This window comes from Paenibacillus sp. FSL R5-0475 (assembly GCF_038004585.1).
In the GTDB taxonomy this organism is placed as follows: Bacteria; Bacillota; Bacilli; order Paenibacillales; family Paenibacillaceae; genus Paenibacillus_AQ.
Genome location: NZ_JBBORK010000001.1, coordinates 2,719,924 through 2,739,355 on the forward strand (window position 1 = coordinate 2,719,924; position 19,432 = coordinate 2,739,355).

The following is a 19,432-nucleotide window of genomic DNA, read 5'->3' on the forward strand; positions in this document are numbered from 1 at the left end:
CGGGTTGCCTCCTTCGGTTCTCCGCGTCACATCAAAGTAAAATTATTAATTGTAAACCCCCAATATAGAAATTGGGGGTTTACCCGGCTAGTGTATAACTCTATTGAGCAAAGCTGCTGCTTCTGCACGGGAAGTGATCCCGCTCGGAACGAATTTGTTTGCTTCTCGACCGTTAATTAAATGAAGTGCCGCCGCCGCTCTTACTGACTCAAGCGCCCAGGTTGCCACAGCGGATTCGTCGGTAAAGGAAGAAGCCGTTTTTCCGTTCAACTCGACCTCTTTCAAGATAACATACGCCCGCATCAGCATAGTGACTATTTCTTCGCGTTTGATGCTAGCATCGGGATTGAAAGACGTTGTGCTAATTCCTTTAATAATGCCTGCTTTGACCGCCATGGAAACAGCTCCCTCGTACCAGGCACCCTTCGATACATCCGTAAATTTCGATTCGCCCACTGATGTCAGGTTCAACGCTTTGACAAGCATCGCCGTAAATTCGGCCCGTGTTATAGAACGCTCTGGCTCGAACATTGCCGCGCTAGTGCCTTCAATAAATTGCTTCGCTGCTAGCTGTTTGATCGCATCGGCCGCCCAGTGAGTGGACTTAACATCGGTAAATAATTTCTTGAATTCGAGCACCGCATATTTACTGAAATGGTGAATATCGGCCACCCATTCTCCGTTTATAAACGTGCCTCGCACATATTCCAGCGTACCGTTGTCTGCCAAATAGTAAATGCCAGTCAGATTCGGATTTAAGGAAGGATCCGCTTTAAATCGAATCGTCATCGGTTTATCGAAGCTGTTCAAGCTTGTCACTTTACCATCTTTTCCGACAATCGATAAGCTAAAATTGATCACATTGCCGGAAATTTTAATATTTGCATGCGTGGAAGACTGCCTTATCGCTAGAAGGTTGTTAGCATCAGATTCGGATAAGAGAGTCATGATTAACTCTATCGTACTGTCTCGTTTAGCTTCTGCGGAGTATTTATCCGTCAACTGTTTAAGTAATTCAGCAGGGACCTCCAATGTGAATGAACCCGTTTGAATGACTAATGGATGTAGTCCAAGCAGTTCGGCTGCATTGGCAGGAAGTACAATTTTCTCTTTATCTTTGGCAACAATCGTCACGACTCCGTTGGTGGCTGGAGTGGTAAGGTCCTCCGATTTCACTACAAGTGTATGAGCATCGGTATTCCCATTGACTGTACCACCGTTAGAAGGAATACTACTATTCTCACCACTCGTCGGAGGATTACTATTTTCGCCACCTGTCACCTTTTGCTTAAATGTAACATTGATCATATGATCGGCAGTTATGTTAGTAACCGTATACACGTTTTCGGTCACCGACACGGCGGTACCGTCTAACAGTACCTCGTCGACTTCGTATCCATTATTCGGATTAAATGTAAAGGTTTGATCATTACCCTCATTGACTACAACGGCGCCGTTCGGACTAATCGTTCCATTTTCCCCCGCACTCGCCGTGATCGTGTTACTGTTCTCGCCACCTGTCTCTTTTTGCTTAAACGTAACATTGATCGTATGGTCGGCGGTTATGTTAGTAACCGTATACACGCTTCCGGTCACCGACACGGCGGTACCGTCTAACAATACCTCGTCAACTTCGTATCCATTGTTCGGATTGAAGGTAAAGGTTTGATCATCACCCTCATTGACTACAACGGCGCCGTTTGGACTGATCGTTCCGTTGTCCCCCGCGCTCGCCGTAATCGTATTACTGCTCTCGCCAATTTCTCCGTTCTCCGCGAGATTATAGAGCTCAAGCTCATACATAGCGTACATACCCCATGTCATATAGTTCGCATCGTTGATCTTTATTCTGAGCTTAAGCGCATCTCGTACTTCAGGAATATTGGCAAAGGTATGCTCCATAACGCCGTCATCTTTGCTGCTTTTCCATTGGATGGGTACCCCCTGTGCTATGGTTTCAAAGTTTATTCCGTCTGTAGAAGCCTGAACATCGATATTGGAAATACCCTGAATTAAACCAGATGTCGTAGCCATGACGATGGTGTTAAAGGTTTGCGGTTGTTCCCAAGTAAGATTAATCTCATGCGGAAACGGATGTTCGTTATTGTAGCCTCGCGAACTCGCGAACATGGTATAAATAATACCGTCAACCATTTTCTTAGCACTATAGTCCTCGCCTTCACGTTCTGCCGTTGCTGTAATCTCAGAATAACTTCTGGCAATATTGGTACCTATCCCATCCTCATTTCCTTTGAGAAAATTCAACGTGTAGAGCTTTGTAGTTGTCCCGTCGCTTGCAGTGGATCTGATATGAATTACGCTTTTCCCGACTGGAATGTCAAAAGTCTGCGCTGTGTTATTGGCGACAGTCTTTCCGTTGACCTGCAAGGTACCCGCTCCGTCCGAAAGTGTTGGCGTTATCTCGATGGAGTTTAGATCATTCGGGATCATTACTGAGTAGGTCATCGTACTATTGTCAAATGTAAAAGTAGGAACATTAGGGATTGTTAAATTACTAAGCGTTCCGTCTGCTGTAGGGGAAATCTCTCCGTTGTCTGGAAGATTATAAAGCTCAAGCTCATATAGCGCGTATATTCCCCAATACGTATTGTTAGCGTCATTGACCCGTATTCTCAGCTTCAGTGCGTCATTAACTGTAGGGATATTCGCATATGCGTATTCCATCTTGTTGTCGTCTGTGCTGCTAAACCATTGAATCGGTACCCTCTTTGCAAAGGTGGTCCAATTCGTTCCATCTGATGTAGCCTCAATATCAATATCCGTTATCCCCTGTAATAAGCCTGATGGCGTGGCCATGACCATCGTATTAAAGGTCTTTTGTTGAGTCCAAGTCAGATTGATCTCATGTGGGAATGGTACAATACTCGTATACCCGCTTATACTAGCAAACATGGAACCGTAATTTCCATCAACCATATTAGCCACACCATAGCCACTGCTGCCTCCCCTATCAGCTGTTGCTGTAATCGCTGAATAACTTCTCGCAATATTGGTGGTCGGTTGATTTACATTGCCTTTGAGAAAGTTTAAAGTATACATTCTCGAGGTTTCCCCATCACTTGCGGTAGAGCGAATAAGGATCTTACTTTTGCCAGTAGGGATGTTGAATGTAAGCCTCTCACCGCTGCGGTAAGGTAACCCGTTGATTTCCAGGGTGCCATTTGCATCCGTAAGTGTTGGCGTAATCGTGATCACATCTACATCGCTCGGAATAATGGCCTGGTAATTGATATTGTTTTTATTAAAAATAACCGACGGCATGTTAGTCATTTCCAAACTTTGCAGCGTTCCGTCATAGAGCTCCTGTCCTTCATACATGCTTACTCTGAAGCCGTCAACGAATAGGTTTTTGTTCTCCAGATTCACTACCTTGATCGTATGCTTGCCTGCTGACAAGTTATGATTGCTATATACCGATATCGAATCAAGTTGAACTTTTTCATATAGGTCTATAATCACTGGCGCGGAATCGTCGATGGATACGGAAATTTTACCGGAGCCTTCATTTTTCTCCGCGATAAGATCGATGCCAGCCCCTGTAAAAGTATAGGTCAATTCATCACCCGCTTTTAACGTGCCTTGAACACCGCCCATATAAGCGTATTTCCGGCTTTTTGCAAACCATTCACCATCAAAAGTGATCTCACCGGTCGCGTTATCGGTCATGTAAGTCATAGGTACATCCTGCCCATCGTAGGGACTAGTTGGCACAGGAATTTGACCCAATGTTTCTCCGGCCGCCGCTTTAACCAGATAATCATGAAGCTTGCTGATATATTCATTATCCAGGGTATATTTTCTCGGATCAGATGGGTTAACAGCGCTATCTACTATACGTTTTGCAAGCCCAGGATTGGTTTGCTTGAGTTGGTGCATCAGTTCGTATTCCTCAAGTCCGTCTCTTTGGGCCTCGTAACGCAGTGAGCTCTTAACCGTCATATGTTCCTTGTCTGGATATACGATCGTAGAATCTCCATAATGAGGGACATACCATACGTTCCATCCCCAATGTAAGTGTCCATGTACACCTTCTTGACTAAGATTCCAGAATAACAGTCTGCCAGTCAATATGGGCTGCGTCCAGAATCTGTTCAACCACGGAGCCGGATTCGCATCGCAAGTATACACCCATAAGTCTTTGCCTGCCGCCTGCTCCGCTTTATAGAGACTTTTCTTGTCCTCGAAAACTGGGGTTAACGGGACCCACACATCCACATAAGGTTTGATGGTATCGTTCATTAGAGTACCGGCCGCATCAGCATCCAAAGTCTTGAAATCCGGAACGACCTCTTTTATTTTTCTAGCGATATAAGTCATATAGTTTGTAATGCTCGAACCGTTAGGTTCGTCCTTAGTATGCTGATACCAAGTAATACCATTAAGCCAACCTTTTTCCTCTAAATGATCGTGCAATGCTGTCAAGTAGTTCGTAAGATAAGCGTCTGTAACAGGTAGTGAATCGAATTCAGGTACCGACGTTTTCCACGGATCTTGTGGATTATTATTGTTTGGTCTCTCACTTTGTGGCATTTGTTCTAACGCATGGATCAAGTGTATGTTCGCAAAATGAGTAATTCCTCGATCCATAAAGGTTTGAACATATCGATCGAACAAAGACCAGTCGATATTCTCCGGTATCCCGTCTTTAAAAGACACCATTTTTGTACCCTTTTCATTTAATAATAAGTCTGTACGAACCCAAATCATGTTCTGGCGATAGTCCGTCATGGTCTTGGCGAAATTATCCATAAGCTCAAACCACTCATCGCTATACGTCTCCACTCCATAATAGTTCTCGCCAACGTCATAACTAGACTGAGTTAAAGGATCATCTACAATCTTAGGTGGATTACCTCCAATCATAAAACCATTCGTCATCGACCATTGATAATTAACGAAATTAGCCTCAGAGGTTGGAGGGATTGCAGCGTTAGCAACTTCAACGTTAATAGGTACTTGATAATCGCCCAAAGTTGATTTCACCGTAACTATACCGAAATAGAGGCCAGGAACAGCATCGGCAGGGACATAATTCGTAATTAAGATGGGCTGAGTTGAATTTGCTGCTACATTTATAGAGGTATCATTCGAAAGCGGGTCGGGAATTTCGGATAAGGGGTAGATTTGCGTGCCTACCAAATCCGGTCGATATTGATTGGGCTGCACGGTATCCTCAAGCATGTATTCTTCAAAATGATAGCTTAAGTTGCTGTTTGAGATCGTATTTCCAGGAGATACAAGATCGGAAAATTCAATTCCTGTAATCTTAAAATCGCTTGTGCCTCTTACAGCAATTTGCTCACTTTCGTATTCGTTTTTGGCTGAAACAAGATCAATGCTGTTGTCATGATTTGCGGGAATCGTGCTGGTCCTATATACGGCTTTCAATGCATTTTCCACCCACACGTCCAGGTTGTTACTTTCAGCATGGACACTAGGCGCATTGCCCTGGAAAAATGTACTTACTAGAATCATGAAACAGATCATTGTATACATTGTCCGTTTGAACATAGATCAACCATCCTTTCATATTCATTTAATTTTAGAACACATTTAAAGCGCTCACATTATGCATTATAATCTCAATTGAAGTCTTGCTAAATAAGAGTATTTTTTGAAATCTAACAGATTTCGATTGTAAACAAAAAAAGGGCCATGCTTTTATGAGCATTGGCCCTTATGTGATCATGAATCTTCTTCTCTGATGTGACGATACTGCGGTATGCGTACGATAACGGAAGTGCCAATCCCAGGTTGACTATGAATATTGATCCCGTACTCAGATCCAAATAAGAGCTGTAATCTTTCTTGCACATTTTTAATCCCATAGCCGGAACTTTCATGTTCAAGAATACGTGCGATCATATACGGTTCCATACCGACGCCATTATCCTCCACGACAAAAACAATATCCTCACCGTCAAGACTTGCCCGCAGGATGAGTTTACCTCGCCCCTCCCGCTTCAGATCGATGCCATGCATAATCGCATTTTCAACTATCGGCTGTAAAATCAAATGAATCATTTCAAATTGAAATACCTTGTCGTCGGCATCGAATTCTACGTCAAATCTTGAATTGTGCATAGCTAATTGAATATGTATGTATGCTTGAACGTTAGTCCATTCATCTTGAATCGCAATAATTTGCTTCCCTTTATTTAAAGTCGTTCTGTAATAACTAGAAAGGTTATTTACCAAGTCACTAATTTCTTGAGCATCGATTCGCAGCGCTTTGGAATTAATTAAAGATAAAGAATTATATAGAAAGTGGGGATTGATCTGAGCTTGCAACGCTTTGAGTTCGGCTGACTTTTGCGTGACCTTTGTTTGATATACTTCCGAAATGAGTTGATTAATTTGTTTAAGCATAGAACCGAAACGATCGGTAAGCTGCCCGATTTCATCTTTGGAATTCGTGGATACAACAACCGTAAGATCACCATCTTCCACCATCTTCATTTTGGTGTTTAATTTCTCGATTCCTCTTAACAGCGTCTCTGAGAACAAGAAGATAATGATACTGAGGAAAACCATACAGATGAGTACAATGATACCCGTGGCGCTTAAAATATTGCGAATGCCTGTATTGTATTGATCATCGGAAACCAAATAATGCAGGACCCAATCGGTTTGCGGAATATCTTTGTTTATAACTAGGTAGGATTCGCCACCTAAGCTTGCTTTTGAAGTACCACTCCTTGAAAGGGATTGAAGCTGAACATCATCCATCTGCGGGGCATGCTCTGTTAACACCGGCTGATTCTTTTGATCGGTAATAATGATGCCCCTACCTTCATTCATCTTGCCAATGAAATCACCGAAGATTTTATTGTAATCAAACCGGACGTAAAGTTCAGCGCTCACGATTTGAAGATCGATATCGCGAATCACTCGAGTGGCAAACAATTCTCCATCCTCGAACCACCACTTCGTTGACTCGCTGCTCTTTGTCGCTTCATACCAATCCTTATCCTTAACTGCTGAAGAAGGCGTAATGAAGTTTCCTAATTCGGATTGCCGATTCTCAGAATACAACATAATCTCAGTCATATCCCCAACCATATACATTAAATTAAAAAAAATAGGTTCAATTTTATCATTCAACGTCTTAAATTGAGCGTACAAATCCTGATCTGGATTACTCATCAAATCAAGAAGCGCAGGATGAAATACAATCGATTTCATGGATACATCCTGTCTCTGAAGACGGTAACTAATTTCTAACGCCAGCTTCCTCGCCTCGTTATCCGCGCTTTGCTGAACCTGGCTTTTCAATGAAGCTTTGGAACTTTGATAGGCATACAAGCCCAGTACAATCGTTGGCAGGAAGATAACAATCACATATGAAAGCAATAATTTCTGACGCAGGCGGATATTACGAATAAATTTGAGCAGACTCATCTTCTTCCGCCACCCTCCCGATATTGAATAGGAGTCAGGCCGTTATGCTGCTTAAACATTAAATTAAAATAGGAAGTATTCGCAAATCCAACTGTACTGGCAATATCAACAACTTTAATCGTTGAATCTCGCAGTAGCTCCTTCGCTCGCTCCATACGTACAGCTGTAATATATTTGATTAGGTTTTGACCTGTACTTTTTTTAAAGAGGAAACTTAAATAACTTGGCGATAAAAAGACACGATTAGCTAAATAGTCAACCCCAATATCATTTCCGTACTCCATCTGGATGAGTATCTGTACATCTTCAATTACTTTGCGGCATTGATCATCTGTATTCGTTTTAATTTGCAGCAAATGTTCCTGAAAAACGGATAAAATGACTTGCCTCAACTCAGCAATTGAATTGCAAAGTGCGATTCGCTCCAAACCTTCCTTTAGTAAACTGCTGCTTTTTTTGCCTTGAAGCTCTACTACTTTTTTCAATATTTCTGTAAATAAAAGTTTGGCATACATAGAACTAAAGCGCTTACTATTTCGCATACTCGCAATGAGATACTCTATTTGATGCTCGAGTGTACGATATTCATTTCGTGCAATGGAAGTATAAATCTCCTTAAGCATAAGCTCTAACGATTCGTCGTCTATATGGTCATGAATGCTTTCGGCATCTTTGGAACAAACGACACTTCTATCCATAAAAAACCGAAAATTCATTAACTCTTCCATTTGGGTGAACTCGTCATGAAGCCCCTCTAGCTTATCTACCGGACTACCGACAATAATTAAACATCGCCGGTCAAAGCGAGTCTCCAGCCATTCTTTAACCTTTTCTCCATAAGTCATAAGCTCTTGCCCGTTATCGCTGTTCTTTGAAGCGGGATCAATTACGACGAGCATGATGCTTTGGTATTCATTGATATGTAATAAAAACATCTCATGTTTACTAGTCGATTGAAGAAATTCAAACGCTTCTGTATGATGTTGATCAAAAAAGTGATTTTGCAATCCAATCATAATCATATACATCCGCTTATTTTCCAGATGATTTAGTCCAGCAAAAGCTGCCCGTTCCTCGTAATGGACGTCACTCTCACGACCTTGAATGAGATCAAACAGGAGCTTTTCTTTCTCATACGCCACTCCTTTATGAAAGCCTTTGATCAGCAACTCGTCCTTCTCTCTCTGAAGTCGTTCGTCCTCTAGTATAGCGATTATGGATTGGAATATTTTGAGGAATTCCTTCACATCGATCGGCTTCAACATATAACTAACCGTTCCAAGTTGAATCGCTTTTTGTGCATATTCAAATTCCCCATAAGCACTGTAAATAAGCACCTTAAGGTCCGGAATGACTATCTTTGCCTGCTTGATTAACTCTAAACCGTCCATGAATGGCATGCGAATATCCGTGAATAACAGATCTACATGATGGCCCCTAATATATTCCAGCGCTACTTCCCCATCGTTGGCCTGAGCAACAGAAAAGGGTAGAGCATGCTTCTGAATAAGCCATTCAATAGCATCGATTTCGGCTTGTTGATCATCGACTACTAGAATATGATACATATTTTCCTCCTAACCGTTCATCGGGCGGTATTTACTCGCTTCCAGAGGATACTCACTACAAACCAAAGCATAGCACACTAGGCATTCCAATTCATACCATGTTACATTAACCACATGATTTGGTTTCTATTGTCAGATGGATTCTGTTAGATTTCGCAAAAATCTGTTATTTCGATGGAAATGGTATTTACATTACAATGAAATCTATACCGCAAAACAAATTTTAAATTTGGGAGGTCTTTGTATGAAGAGAACGTGGTTAATTCCCACTACTGCTTTACTCGCCTTGTCAATCCTCATAACAGGCTGCAGTTCCAACAGTACGAACAACAGCAGCACAAAGGAAAGTGCAACACCAAATGATACGGCGGCGCCGAAAGAATCAAAGGCTCCCGAACCGGTAAAAAAAATGAAGGTTAGATTATCCTATTGGAACAAAGAAGACAGTGTAAAGGCACTTCTGCAATTATTCAAAGATAAACTTCCCGATATAGAAGTGGAGTATCAGTTCATCGATAACAAGACTTACGTAGATGTCATCAAGACCCAGCTTGCAGCAGGCGAAGGTCCTGACATTATCGGTGGAGTAATCGACGCAAATACCGTCAAGACAGGATATTTCGAAGATTTAACAGAACGTTATGCTAGTAAGTATTATGAAACCGGCACGTCCACCGCGACATTTGATAATAAACTGTACGGATTGCCGCAAGCTAGTTGGTTTAACGGGGTTTACTATAATGTTGATCTATTTGCCAAATATGACCTAAAAGTACCAACAACGCTTGATGAGTATTTCCAAGTAGCTGAAGTACTTAAGAAAAATGGAATTAAACCGCAAGCAATCGGTCTAAAAAATCCTAACGTAGCAGGCCAGTCGTTCCTTGGTTTAGCACTTAATGAATTTATCGGCACAACCGAAGGAAAAAAATGGAACGATGATTTTGGTAAAGGAAACTCAAAAATGGTCGATGCCCTGGAGCCTGCTTTGACGACATGGACCGAATACTTGAAACGTGGTGTCTTCACCAAAGATATGCTTGGGCTTGAAGAAGAACAAGCGATTGACGAGTTTACAAGTGGCAAGGCAGCTATGTTCCAAGCAGGACCTTGGTATATGGAAACCTTTAAGCAAAAGGCGCCTGACATGAAGATTGATATGTTCCCGAACCTGGGTACAAAAGGTGGCCCGGGTTGGATGGTCGGTGGTCCAGGGGTATCGTTTGGTTTGAATGCGAAGTCCAAAGTCAAGGATGCAGCGTACAAGGTGCTTGACCTGTTATCTACACCAGAAGGTCAGAATGCTTACTGGGTCGATAATAAAGGAGGTTCCTCTTTTTTGAAAGGGGTTACTTTTGAAATGCCAGCAGAGTACAACGGTGCTCAAGAAGCTTTCAAGGCGGGCAATGTCATGTACCCTGTTAATAATTGGGGCGTTGCTGGTCCTGCTTTCTCAGATCTAGGAAAAGGTATTCAAGAAATCATAGCAGGTACTAAAACGCCTCGACAAGTGCTAGAAGCGGTAGACAAAAAAGCAGTTGAACTGCTGGAGAAATCTAAATAGGTCGTATAAATTACAAGGGGCAAAGCGATTTGCTCCTTGTACATCCTATAAGCTAAAGGTTGTTGCGTATGAACAAACCAAACATTTTCAAACGAGAAATCAATTATGTTCTGCTTCTGCTTCCTGCCTTACTTATTTATTGTACCTTTTTCATATATCCGACGTTAAAGACCGCTGTATACAGCTTTACGAACTGGTCAGACGTGCATCCCGTTGTTGTCAAGTATGTTGGACTAAACAATTATATCTCTCTATTTAAAGATTCCCTCTATTTAACAGGGATTAGCAACACTTTAATCTATGCAGTACTCGCGATGCTCGGACAGAATTTGCTAGCCATTCCATTAGCGGTATTTCTCAATAAAAAATTAAAAACAAAAAATCTGCTGCGGGCTGCGTTCTTCCTTCCTGCGGTGTTCAGCGTATTGGTTATCGGTTTTCTCTGGAATTTTATGTACTCACCTTCCGACTTCGGCTTGATTAATCAACTTGTAGTTGCTCTTGGCTTCGAACGCATCAATTTTCTCGGAGATCCGCGTCTTGCGCTCTACTCAGTCATCATCGCCTCCGTATGGCAGTGGGTAGGTTACACAATGGTTATTTATTTGGCCAACTTACAGAGCATCTCAACAGATTATTATGAAGCGGCGAAGATCGACAGAGCGAACGGGTGGCAATTGTTCCGTTATATCACGCTTCCTCTACTGCTTCCAGCGATCACCTTCAATACGGTTATGGGGATGATAAACGGGATGAAGGTATTTGATATTGTTTATGCCTTGACTGGAGGTGGCCCGGGGTATTCTACTGAAACGATCGTATCACTCATGATCAAAAAAGGGCTCAGTGAAGGTTTCTATAGCTACGGAGCCGCATTCGGAATCGTCTTCGTGATCCTCGTTGGCTTCATCACCTTTCTTCACTTTACACTAATCAAAATGTGGGAGCGGCGGTAATATGAATCGATATACTAAAGGGTCTGCCGTTACTGAAATTCTCTTGATCGTCATAGCCGCGATTTTTTTGATCCCTATTTACTATTTGATTATCACGACTTTTAAAACCCCAGCTGATGCAGTCTCTAGTCCGATGGGCCTTCCAATTAATATCACATTCGACAACTACGTTCGCGCCTTTAAAGCAATGAACTACTTCCATGTGTTAGGAAATAACCTTCTCATTACGATTTCCTCCGTCGCGGGTATTGTTATGTTTTCTGCGATGGCTGCTTACAGCTTGGTACGACATACGAACCGCTTCAATCGCCTCGTGTTCCTTTTATTCATGGTTGGGATGATGGTACCGTACCAAATGGGGATCTTGGCACTTTATAAACAAGTATCCCAGCTTGGACTTATGAATTCCCACACGGGTGTTATTCTTATAGAAATTTGTTACAGCCTCCCGCTCTCTATCTTTTTAATTAAAAGCTTTATCGGTTCTACCGTTCCATTTGAACTGGAAGAAGCAGCAAAAGTAGACGGCTGTGGGGTGTGGAGAACTTTCTTGCAGATTGTGTTCCCGCTGCTTATGCCGGTGATTGCCACTGTAGCGATCGTGAATACGCTGGGAGTCTGGAATGATTTCATGACACCGCTCTTGTTCTTGCAATCCCGTTCAAAGGGTGTATTACTCTTAGAAGTGTTCCGCAATATTGGGCAATTCTCGACCGACTGGACGAATTTCTTCCCGATGATGCTCCTAGCGGTCGCACCACTCATTCTGTTCTACATTTTCATGCAAAAATATATCATTAACGGCATCACGTCCGGCTCGCTAAAGGGATAGGGAGTTAATGACAAGGGGTTCACACTGAATCATACAGTTGTCAGCAGAAAGTAAAATATTACACTGAACCTAGAAATTAAAACAGCGATAGCACAGGACGAGAAAAAAGTCCTAGGCTGTCGCTGTTTTATTGAAGTAACGTTTTCTGTTAGTTCAATAATTCATTTTACCGATTTGGCTACTATCCATCTCAATATAAAAGCTCTAGCTCTTCTTTCTGCAATCAGTTTTTTCAATGAATAATTTATCTCCCTATATAACAGGCGCTATTTCATTTTTTCCTTCTTAGTATCCTACTCTTTTTTTTGCATGGATCGTAACGGTAATCGGCATATCGGCTTATGCGTAAATTGATCGTAAGTACTTGGGTGGATGGGTTGCGCAAGATGAAATAACGAATAGTTTCCCCATCAGCGATTGAGTCGCCTGGAATACCTAGAATAGCATCAACTATTATATTTGTGCTTGTCTGTTTTATAATTTTTAAACCCAACACTCTGCTAGGCAATCCCCCCGTATCTGCATCAGGAGAGTAAAGACGTCCTCGAATGTTTTTAAAACCTGCGGAGCAGATCATGCGATTTGCGTACACATTGTTCCAAAATTGGCGATAATACCGAAAAATTTTGATTCGGGTCGAGAATCGCAAGGGAAGTCTGTAGTAATCAAAATCATCGATTCGAATCGGTGGACTGTTTAGATCATACGAAAAGACTACTTTCTCCCATGCCTTTTCCGCATTCTGAATAAATGCCATAAGTCGTTTTCTCGAAACCATGCCGTCCCCCTCCTTATCGCTCTTCCATTGCATTCTATGTATGTTACCTTATGGAAGGCACGGCAAGAATGGATCCTCGTATTTCATGATTTTTCATTTCATGATGTTTGCCGGCTCATAAGTAAAAACCTTATTTTTGAGACAGCAACTTGTAGCAAGGAACGATTACTGCTCGCACTTCACGCATTACAATCTTCGTTGTCAAGGAGCAAATGAAGATGATAGCGGATATCCGAGCATTGAAAAATAAAACAGATTTCATCCTTGTATACCTACATTTCGGGAGAGAATATCGATCATTTCCATGCAAGCTGCAGCACACAAACAAAACGCGACTAAACCGTTCCTACCGGCAGCCGCGTCATTTCTTGCTAAGTAATTTTCTTATCGTTCTAGCAGTAAATCTAAATCCCGAAAGCCTGGAGTGCTTTTTCGATGAAATGTCCAAACGTACCTTTCCGGTAAAGCATATGTTGCAGATAAGTGAATTTTCAAGGAGGGAAGCATATTGAATAAGAAAAGAAAACGTCAACTCCCCGTTCGCAAACAGCAAAACGAATTTATAACACCTGCAATTTTAAGACGAACGATACGAAATGTGCTGCCCTTCTATCGCGAAATCGTGCGCAATCCAGCATACTCAGCTGCATGGGTACAAGCGGTGAATACGATTGATTTTGTGCAGATGGAAAGACTGTTTCAAAAGGTAAGCCATGCCCCAATTGCAGAATTGGGATCAGGGTACAGTTTCGGCTTTCGTACACCTATGCGGGATCGACTATACGTCAACGGTTTTTTTCTTGACCCCGCTCAAAGTAAGTATAAAGTGGGAGAACATCTCGTAGTAGTACAAGCTATTCTTCCCTTATACCTCAGGTTGGCGACTGATATTCCATTTGCAACACGTGTCACTGCCGCAATTAATTCAGGTAATACGACAAGACTGAACAATTTAATTCGCGGATTAATACGCTCCCGTTTTTTACTAACTATCAGAGCACAAGATTCAGGCTTCAGAATCAGCTTTAGATTTCCGATCAGTCGCAAAATATATACTAATTACACCTTACTAGGAGTGGGCTAGTTAGTTGTGAAGACTGCCGGCTTTCACTGGTGGCAGCAACTGATTGAACTACTCGCGACTAAAGTGGCAAGATTCCTAAGTACGGGAGACTAACGTTTCTACTCCGCCGCTTCCGTCAACCATGCTTGCATAACCGGTGATTCCGCCCGATTCAAACGTAGGGCGATTTCGGTATTGATCTCATCCGGCGGCATGACTTCGACAAGGACACATACTGACTCTCGCAGCTGATTCATGGCAAACATGCCTTCATCATCAAGCATTTTCATTGCCAGCTCCATGGCCTTCAGCCTCAAATCAAACTCGCGATTCCATTCGTCATTCTCAAGATCCGCAATGAAAGGACGCTCGATGAATCGTTGTTTAACGTGATCGAAGTTCTCATCCCCGAAACAACAATAGGGTGAATCGGCATAGGACCATTTGATGAGTTCAGCAATCGTCGATCCCGGTGTGTCACTTTCGTCTCCTTGTCTGGTCGATTCCATCTCCAAAGCTTCCCACGACCAGGCAGAGATGCTAGGCGCATGTCCCTCGCCAGTAGTATGTAGCGTACAGTAATAATAATGTTCGCCATTTTCAAAAAGAGCACGAAATGACTTTCTGGCAGCAGCGGCGATTTCTATCGCCAGCGTCTCTATTTCTTGCATCGGCTTCATGATAATGGTCCTCCTTTCCATTAGTCGATCAGCTCAGGTTATTTAAGAACGCTCGTCAATCAGCCGTTCTAGAAATTCCGCAAACGTTGAAGCATACTTGTCGATCAAATCATTCATGAGATCATAACACATGATCGGAAATTCCCCCTGTTTATCTCTAGTAGACGTATCAAAAAAATAAAGCTCGTCGCTATCCGGCACGAACAAGTCCAGTCTGTGGGGAAACCGACCTACCCACCATTTCTCGGCTTTATTCAGTCTATGTATGTAAAGAAGGTCGCCGTCGTAATACTCTCTATGTTCCGGAGCTGCGATCGCTAGAATATTGCCGTCTCCCAACCGGGCATTACCGTAATGAACCAGCCACCAGCGATAAGATGGCGGCAGGCAGAATCCTAATTCCTCTTCAGCTTCTGCTATCCAGCTTTCTTCCGCACCATGGCCAGGAAACCATTTTAAAGCGGAGGTCGTTTTCAGTTTTTCTGCCAAACGCTCATACATAAGTTCGATCCCCTCTCCTTATACATGGGTTTATTGTAAGTTTTGGATATCTATCCAATCTTCTACAAATGATATGGCGGCGCTTTTCCTGCTACAATGTTATCAGGATGAACGTCAGTTGGCTCATAGTCATTCATACGGAGAAGGATATACTCAATCTCTTCTAATGGCATCTGCAATTTTTGGCTGACTTCATAAAGACCCATGTCTTGCGAAAGTAGTTTCCGTGCTTGATTTAGCTTTCCATTTAGCCAATTGTTTTCAAGCATCCATTTTTTCACGAGATCCAGTAGTTGATTTTGAGTTTCCTTATCTGCATGCTTATTATATTTAGCGACTGACTCTGACAAATAGTTACAAAGGTGACTGCCTAATACCTCACGTTGCTCATGCTTGGACATCCGTTGGTACTGTTCATAACTTATGCTGATATCTAATTCGAGGGTATGATCCCTGCTATCAAAACGTCTGGATGTTGTTCGACCATAACTTTCAGGTAAAACACGCAATACAAAAAAGATATCATAGGGAAACTTCCATGTATTTGCTAATTCCTCTAAGGGCAGCAGCTCATCTCTCAATTGACCCACACACGTTCCATGTGTATCCAAAGTAAAAACTAGTTTCATACATACCTCCCTCTCCCACACTTAAGGAGTATCCGGATCATCTGTTATTTTCTGAGATCGCTTCGCAGCCTTTCGACAAGAGCCACTGCTCCATAACTTCAAACGCCTGCCCCGCATCCTGTTCATAGAAGACAGCCACCTCTTGCTGGTAGGCATAATTCAATCGTACATAGCCGCCCAGCTGCCGGTAGAACAGGAAACAAGCATAGGCATTCTCAATGGACAAATCCGGCGGAAATTCGTTTTGGCATAAGTCGGCCAGTTCAGGCAGCGTAAGCTGATCCTGTCCTTGTGGCAAACGCAAAAAGAGATGGCTCCGAGTGCCCGTCCACGGTTCATAGTAGATGCTCTCCCCTTGGCTGATGCCATACACCTGACGATATATTTCATCCAGCACCAAGGCGTACATCCCTTCGTCTTCCTGCTCCCGTGCCTGCAGGGAAATCGCCTTTACGTGCTCCGCATGCCGAGGTAGCCAGAGCAGCCTAGCTGTCTGGGGATGTACTGCCAGAAAATCACCGTCCACCGTTGTACCTATAACGATACACTCGCCGATCTGTTGCTCACTAATGGGGCTGTTTTCGTCATGCTCCCATAATCCGTACTCGGCAAAAGGTTTAAGCACCTCCGCATCGGGAAGCTGAACATTCAACCACCCTCTGTAAGTCCCTTCACCGAATCGCCGCAAAAACCGGATGTAGCCCTGTGGATAAACAGTAACGTCTTCCTTCGCAAGTGCTTGGTTTTGGCCGTCAGATAGCGGTTTTGGCTGAGATACTATGTACATAAATACTCCTCCTGTTAACTGAACGATCCTACCTTTTATTGAAAACCCAATTTTGCTAAAGTTTGTTGTATTTCCCGGTCTGCTTTACTTTTGAAAGTTGAAAACTCCACTGAAGATAAAGAATTCGGAAGTTTCTGATGGATAAAGGAATCAAAATCGATTGCCGTCTTGAGAATACGAAGCGTGTGCAGCAAAGGTAGTTGCTCCATTCCCGTCAAACGGGTTAAGCCTTTACAATTCCTAATAGAAAGTTCCTCCAGTGCCTTCATATCCTGGTTAAAGCTGATTTCCTTCAGTTGGATTTGATCCTCAATAACAAGTCTCTTCAGCGCTTGAAAGGCTGTAATATTGGTCAGGTCATGGAAGCCGCGGACTCTAGTAATCTCCAGGTTCTCGATTGTATTCTCTTCAATTTCATGAATGTGCTCCCGGCCTCCAAGCAAAATGCGAAGGTGCTCCAGCTTCCTCAGCCGGTTAATACAATGTAACGGCAGTTTGCTGATCGAATGCAGCGCGAGATAATTCAAGTTCTCCAGATAACCTATAGCATCAAGGTTTTTAACCTTACCCCCTACATGCAATTCCTCCAGATCAGAGAACTCTCTAAAATATTGCAGGTTGAGAGTCTTTTTATCCGAGATAATGTTTAATTTATTTAGAGAGTGCAACGTATCAATCCCCAGAATTTCCGAATTCTCCAGCTCGTATATGCCTATGCTCAAACTGCGCAGGTGATCCAGCTTCGCCAATGCTTCAGTGTTATGTGCCTGGGTGAGACTATCGAGGTGCAGCATTTTCACATGAGGAATCCGCAAGAGAGTATGACAATCAAAAGACAGCGAATAGTGGGCGTAGAAACGTACTCCGAAATCCTCATTCCAGCGCGCGCAAAGCTCATCCACTTCTTCCAATATGGAGCCATAAAAATCCGGGTGAGAAAATTGAATAATCACTTGGTTACCGTCTTGCAAATCCCGCTCGATCAGATCCCGGTCCAGCAGGGCAGGATTATTGATCAGAATCCTTTTTTTCCATATTTTCCGCATTGCTGAATCCTCCTATTTGCCACCCATCACAAGTCCATATTTATTGAAAATCCACGATTTGCTCAAATCTTGAATCGCACCATGGCTTATACGCACAGAAGGCTTTTGCTCCTTCATAGCATCTGCGTCATGCGTCGAGAAGCGAAGCGGCTTTGTCATTTTATTAATAGAGTCTTTTATTTCATCGAAAAACTTATATGTTAACGGCTTATGATCCCTGATATCCTCATAGATATAATACTTCCCGTTTTCATCTTCCAAATCCATTTGAAAGCCTTTAGGAAATGAAAGCAAGATACACGGCAATTCATCCTCTGCCCATTGTCCGTAATAGGGAAAATGGACACCTTCATTTCTCGCAAAAAATCCGGAGCCTTCATTATCAGACGCAACAGAAATGGAATAAACAAAGAATGGGTGACCATCATTCCTTTTTTCCTCTGCCGTAAAATAATGATAAAATGACTGATACGCCTCATACACCTGATTCTGGTCATGCTCTGTCTGGGCATAATTGGTTAGATAAAATTGCGCTTGCTTATGTTCAAAAAGCTTCAAAACGCTTTCAAACTCTTCCGGCCTTATGAAGAATCTAAGTTTATAAAATCCGCTGTTCTTTAATCTATCCATTTCTTTTCTCTCACCGCCATGTTCTAAAGTGTCATCTCAGATGACCTTAGCCATTTGCTCATGTATTTTCAAAATTCATATTTCGCAAATCGTTCTTTGAGAGTTTCTTCGTGCGGGATCCACTCCCAATCGCTCCATAATGACATTCTTACGAGTTCTGACAGCTTATCTACGGCTTGTGCCGGACTCGTAATGCTAATGAAGTCGTCAAAATCCTCATTGCGGATATCCAACGCTTTCTGCAAATAGTCATCGTTAAGACGCTCTTCTTTAAGTTGTTCATATTCATCCCTCGTCCACTGTTCACAAAAGATTCTTTCGGCCTCAATATCTCCATTCTCGAACAAAGACAACTCGAATATTTCCTCATTTATATATCCGGCGGTCATCACTGGCTCCTCGATAAGCCGAGACAGCGTTTTGCCGATCTCCTTCACCGTACCCCATACAAAATAATCATGGAGCACGCTGATCCAGTACTCGTTGCTTTTGCTTACGTACATGACAACATTGAACTTTTGAGCCACAGTATTTGGCTTGCCTAATACTGTGGCATGCCCTTCGCTTAGCTCTCTTAATGCTTCGACAGTCTTATCAAGGTTGTTCGACTTGATATGCAAATTTGCGAATGATCTTCCCACGAGATGGCCTCCTCTAATCGCTTTCTTATTCAGACTGATTCTTATTTATATCCTATAGATTGTATCTAAGTATGTCTCTTATTTCCATTATAGTGATCATTTGTCCTGAGTCTTCCTACTTTTCACCTGAATTTTGGAAATGGCCTTTACTAGGGAGAGATACTGTATTGTTGCTTCAAGCTGAGCTAGATCTCGATAACACAGTCATGACTGTGATCTTGTGTTCTTTATAAAAATCCATTTTTGCATCCCTGAGGTTAATATGCCGTTACTCTATTCTAACTTGGACATATCGTATTATGAGACTTTTTCCAAAAAAAGCATCTGAGGGGTTG

The 19,432-nt window shown here is 42.5% G+C and carries 15 protein-coding genes; 4 read left to right on the forward strand and 11 right to left on the reverse strand.

Features of this window, described 5'->3' with window-relative positions; all coding sequences use genetic code 11:
* Window positions 1-87 precede the first annotated feature (87 nt).
* The 3 genes from MKX41_RS12250 to MKX41_RS12260 form a co-directional block, all read right to left on the reverse strand.
* Window positions 88-5,532 carry a glycoside hydrolase domain-containing protein gene (locus MKX41_RS12250; RefSeq protein WP_340970725.1) on the reverse strand — a complete coding sequence of 1,815 codons (5,445 nt, stop codon included), beginning with the start codon at window positions 5,530-5,532 and terminating at the stop codon, window positions 88-90.
* Window positions 5,533-5,706: 174 nt separating this feature from the next.
* On the reverse strand, window positions 5,707-7,422 hold the full coding sequence (locus MKX41_RS12255; RefSeq protein ID WP_076300602.1) for a cache domain-containing sensor histidine kinase: 1,716 nt from the start codon (window positions 7,420-7,422) through the stop codon (window positions 5,707-5,709).
* Entirely contained in the window at window positions 7,419-8,990 is a 1,572-nt protein-coding gene (locus MKX41_RS12260; RefSeq protein WP_339796605.1) for a response regulator transcription factor, read from the reverse strand. Before MKX41_RS12260 ends, MKX41_RS12255 begins: the two co-directional genes overlap by 4 nt.
* Window positions 8,991-9,234: 244 nt before the next feature.
* Here MKX41_RS12260 and MKX41_RS12265 point away from each other — a divergent pair, with 244 nt between their 5' ends.
* The 3 genes from MKX41_RS12265 to MKX41_RS12275 all read left to right on the forward strand — a co-directional run bounded on the left by MKX41_RS12265 (window position 9,235) and on the right by MKX41_RS12275 (window position 12,342).
* Window positions 9,235-10,554, forward strand: coding sequence for an ABC transporter substrate-binding protein (locus MKX41_RS12265; protein ID WP_340970728.1), 1,320 nt, complete (start codon window positions 9,235-9,237; stop codon window positions 10,552-10,554).
* 68 nt (window positions 10,555-10,622) lie between these two features.
* A complete protein-coding gene (locus tag MKX41_RS12270; RefSeq protein ID WP_340970730.1) occupies window positions 10,623-11,510 on the forward strand; it encodes a carbohydrate ABC transporter permease in 888 nt (295 codons plus the stop codon).
* 1 nt (window position 11,511) lies between these two features.
* The gene (locus MKX41_RS12275; protein ID WP_149646055.1) at window positions 11,512-12,342 is read left to right on the forward strand and encodes a carbohydrate ABC transporter permease; all 831 of its coding nucleotides are present in this window, start codon (window positions 11,512-11,514) and stop codon (window positions 12,340-12,342) included.
* 271 nt (window positions 12,343-12,613) lie between these two features.
* Here MKX41_RS12275 and MKX41_RS12280 read toward each other — a convergent pair whose 3' ends face one another.
* Window positions 12,614-13,120, reverse strand: coding sequence for a DL-endopeptidase inhibitor IseA family protein (locus MKX41_RS12280; protein ID WP_340970733.1), 507 nt, complete (start codon window positions 13,118-13,120; stop codon window positions 12,614-12,616).
* 508 nt (window positions 13,121-13,628) lie between these two features.
* Between MKX41_RS12280 and MKX41_RS12285 the strand changes: the two genes are divergently transcribed.
* The gene (locus tag MKX41_RS12285; RefSeq protein ID WP_076286227.1) at window positions 13,629-14,204 is read left to right on the forward strand and encodes a hypothetical protein; all 576 of its coding nucleotides are present in this window, start codon (window positions 13,629-13,631) and stop codon (window positions 14,202-14,204) included.
* A gap of 98 nt (window positions 14,205-14,302) precedes the next feature.
* Here MKX41_RS12285 and MKX41_RS12290 read toward each other — a convergent pair whose 3' ends face one another.
* The 7 genes from MKX41_RS12290 to MKX41_RS12320 form a co-directional block, all read right to left on the reverse strand.
* Window positions 14,303-14,884, reverse strand: a complete 582-nt coding sequence (locus MKX41_RS12290; RefSeq protein WP_340970736.1) for a DUF4303 domain-containing protein — start codon at window positions 14,882-14,884, stop codon at window positions 14,303-14,305.
* A 21-nt stretch (window positions 14,885-14,905) separates the two neighbouring features.
* Window positions 14,906-15,364, reverse strand: a complete 459-nt coding sequence (locus MKX41_RS12295) for an SMI1/KNR4 family protein (protein WP_340970737.1) — start codon at window positions 15,362-15,364, stop codon at window positions 14,906-14,908.
* A gap of 62 nt (window positions 15,365-15,426) precedes the next feature.
* Window positions 15,427-15,993 (reverse strand): hypothetical protein, encoded by a 567-nt coding sequence (locus MKX41_RS12300; RefSeq protein ID WP_076300596.1) that lies wholly within the window; start codon window positions 15,991-15,993, stop codon window positions 15,427-15,429.
* A 37-nt stretch (window positions 15,994-16,030) separates the two neighbouring features.
* Window positions 16,031-16,780, reverse strand: coding sequence for a hypothetical protein (locus MKX41_RS12305; protein WP_340970738.1), 750 nt, complete (start codon window positions 16,778-16,780; stop codon window positions 16,031-16,033).
* Window positions 16,781-16,815: 35 nt separating this feature from the next.
* Entirely contained in the window at window positions 16,816-17,826 is a 1,011-nt protein-coding gene (locus MKX41_RS12310) for a hypothetical protein (protein ID WP_340970740.1), read from the reverse strand.
* Window positions 17,827-17,838: 12 nt separating this feature from the next.
* Window positions 17,839-18,456, reverse strand: coding sequence for a hypothetical protein (locus tag MKX41_RS12315; RefSeq protein ID WP_340970743.1), 618 nt, complete (start codon window positions 18,454-18,456; stop codon window positions 17,839-17,841).
* 68 nt (window positions 18,457-18,524) lie between these two features.
* Entirely contained in the window at window positions 18,525-19,097 is a 573-nt protein-coding gene (locus MKX41_RS12320) for a hypothetical protein (RefSeq protein WP_340970746.1), read from the reverse strand.
* Window positions 19,098-19,432 lie beyond the last annotated feature (335 nt).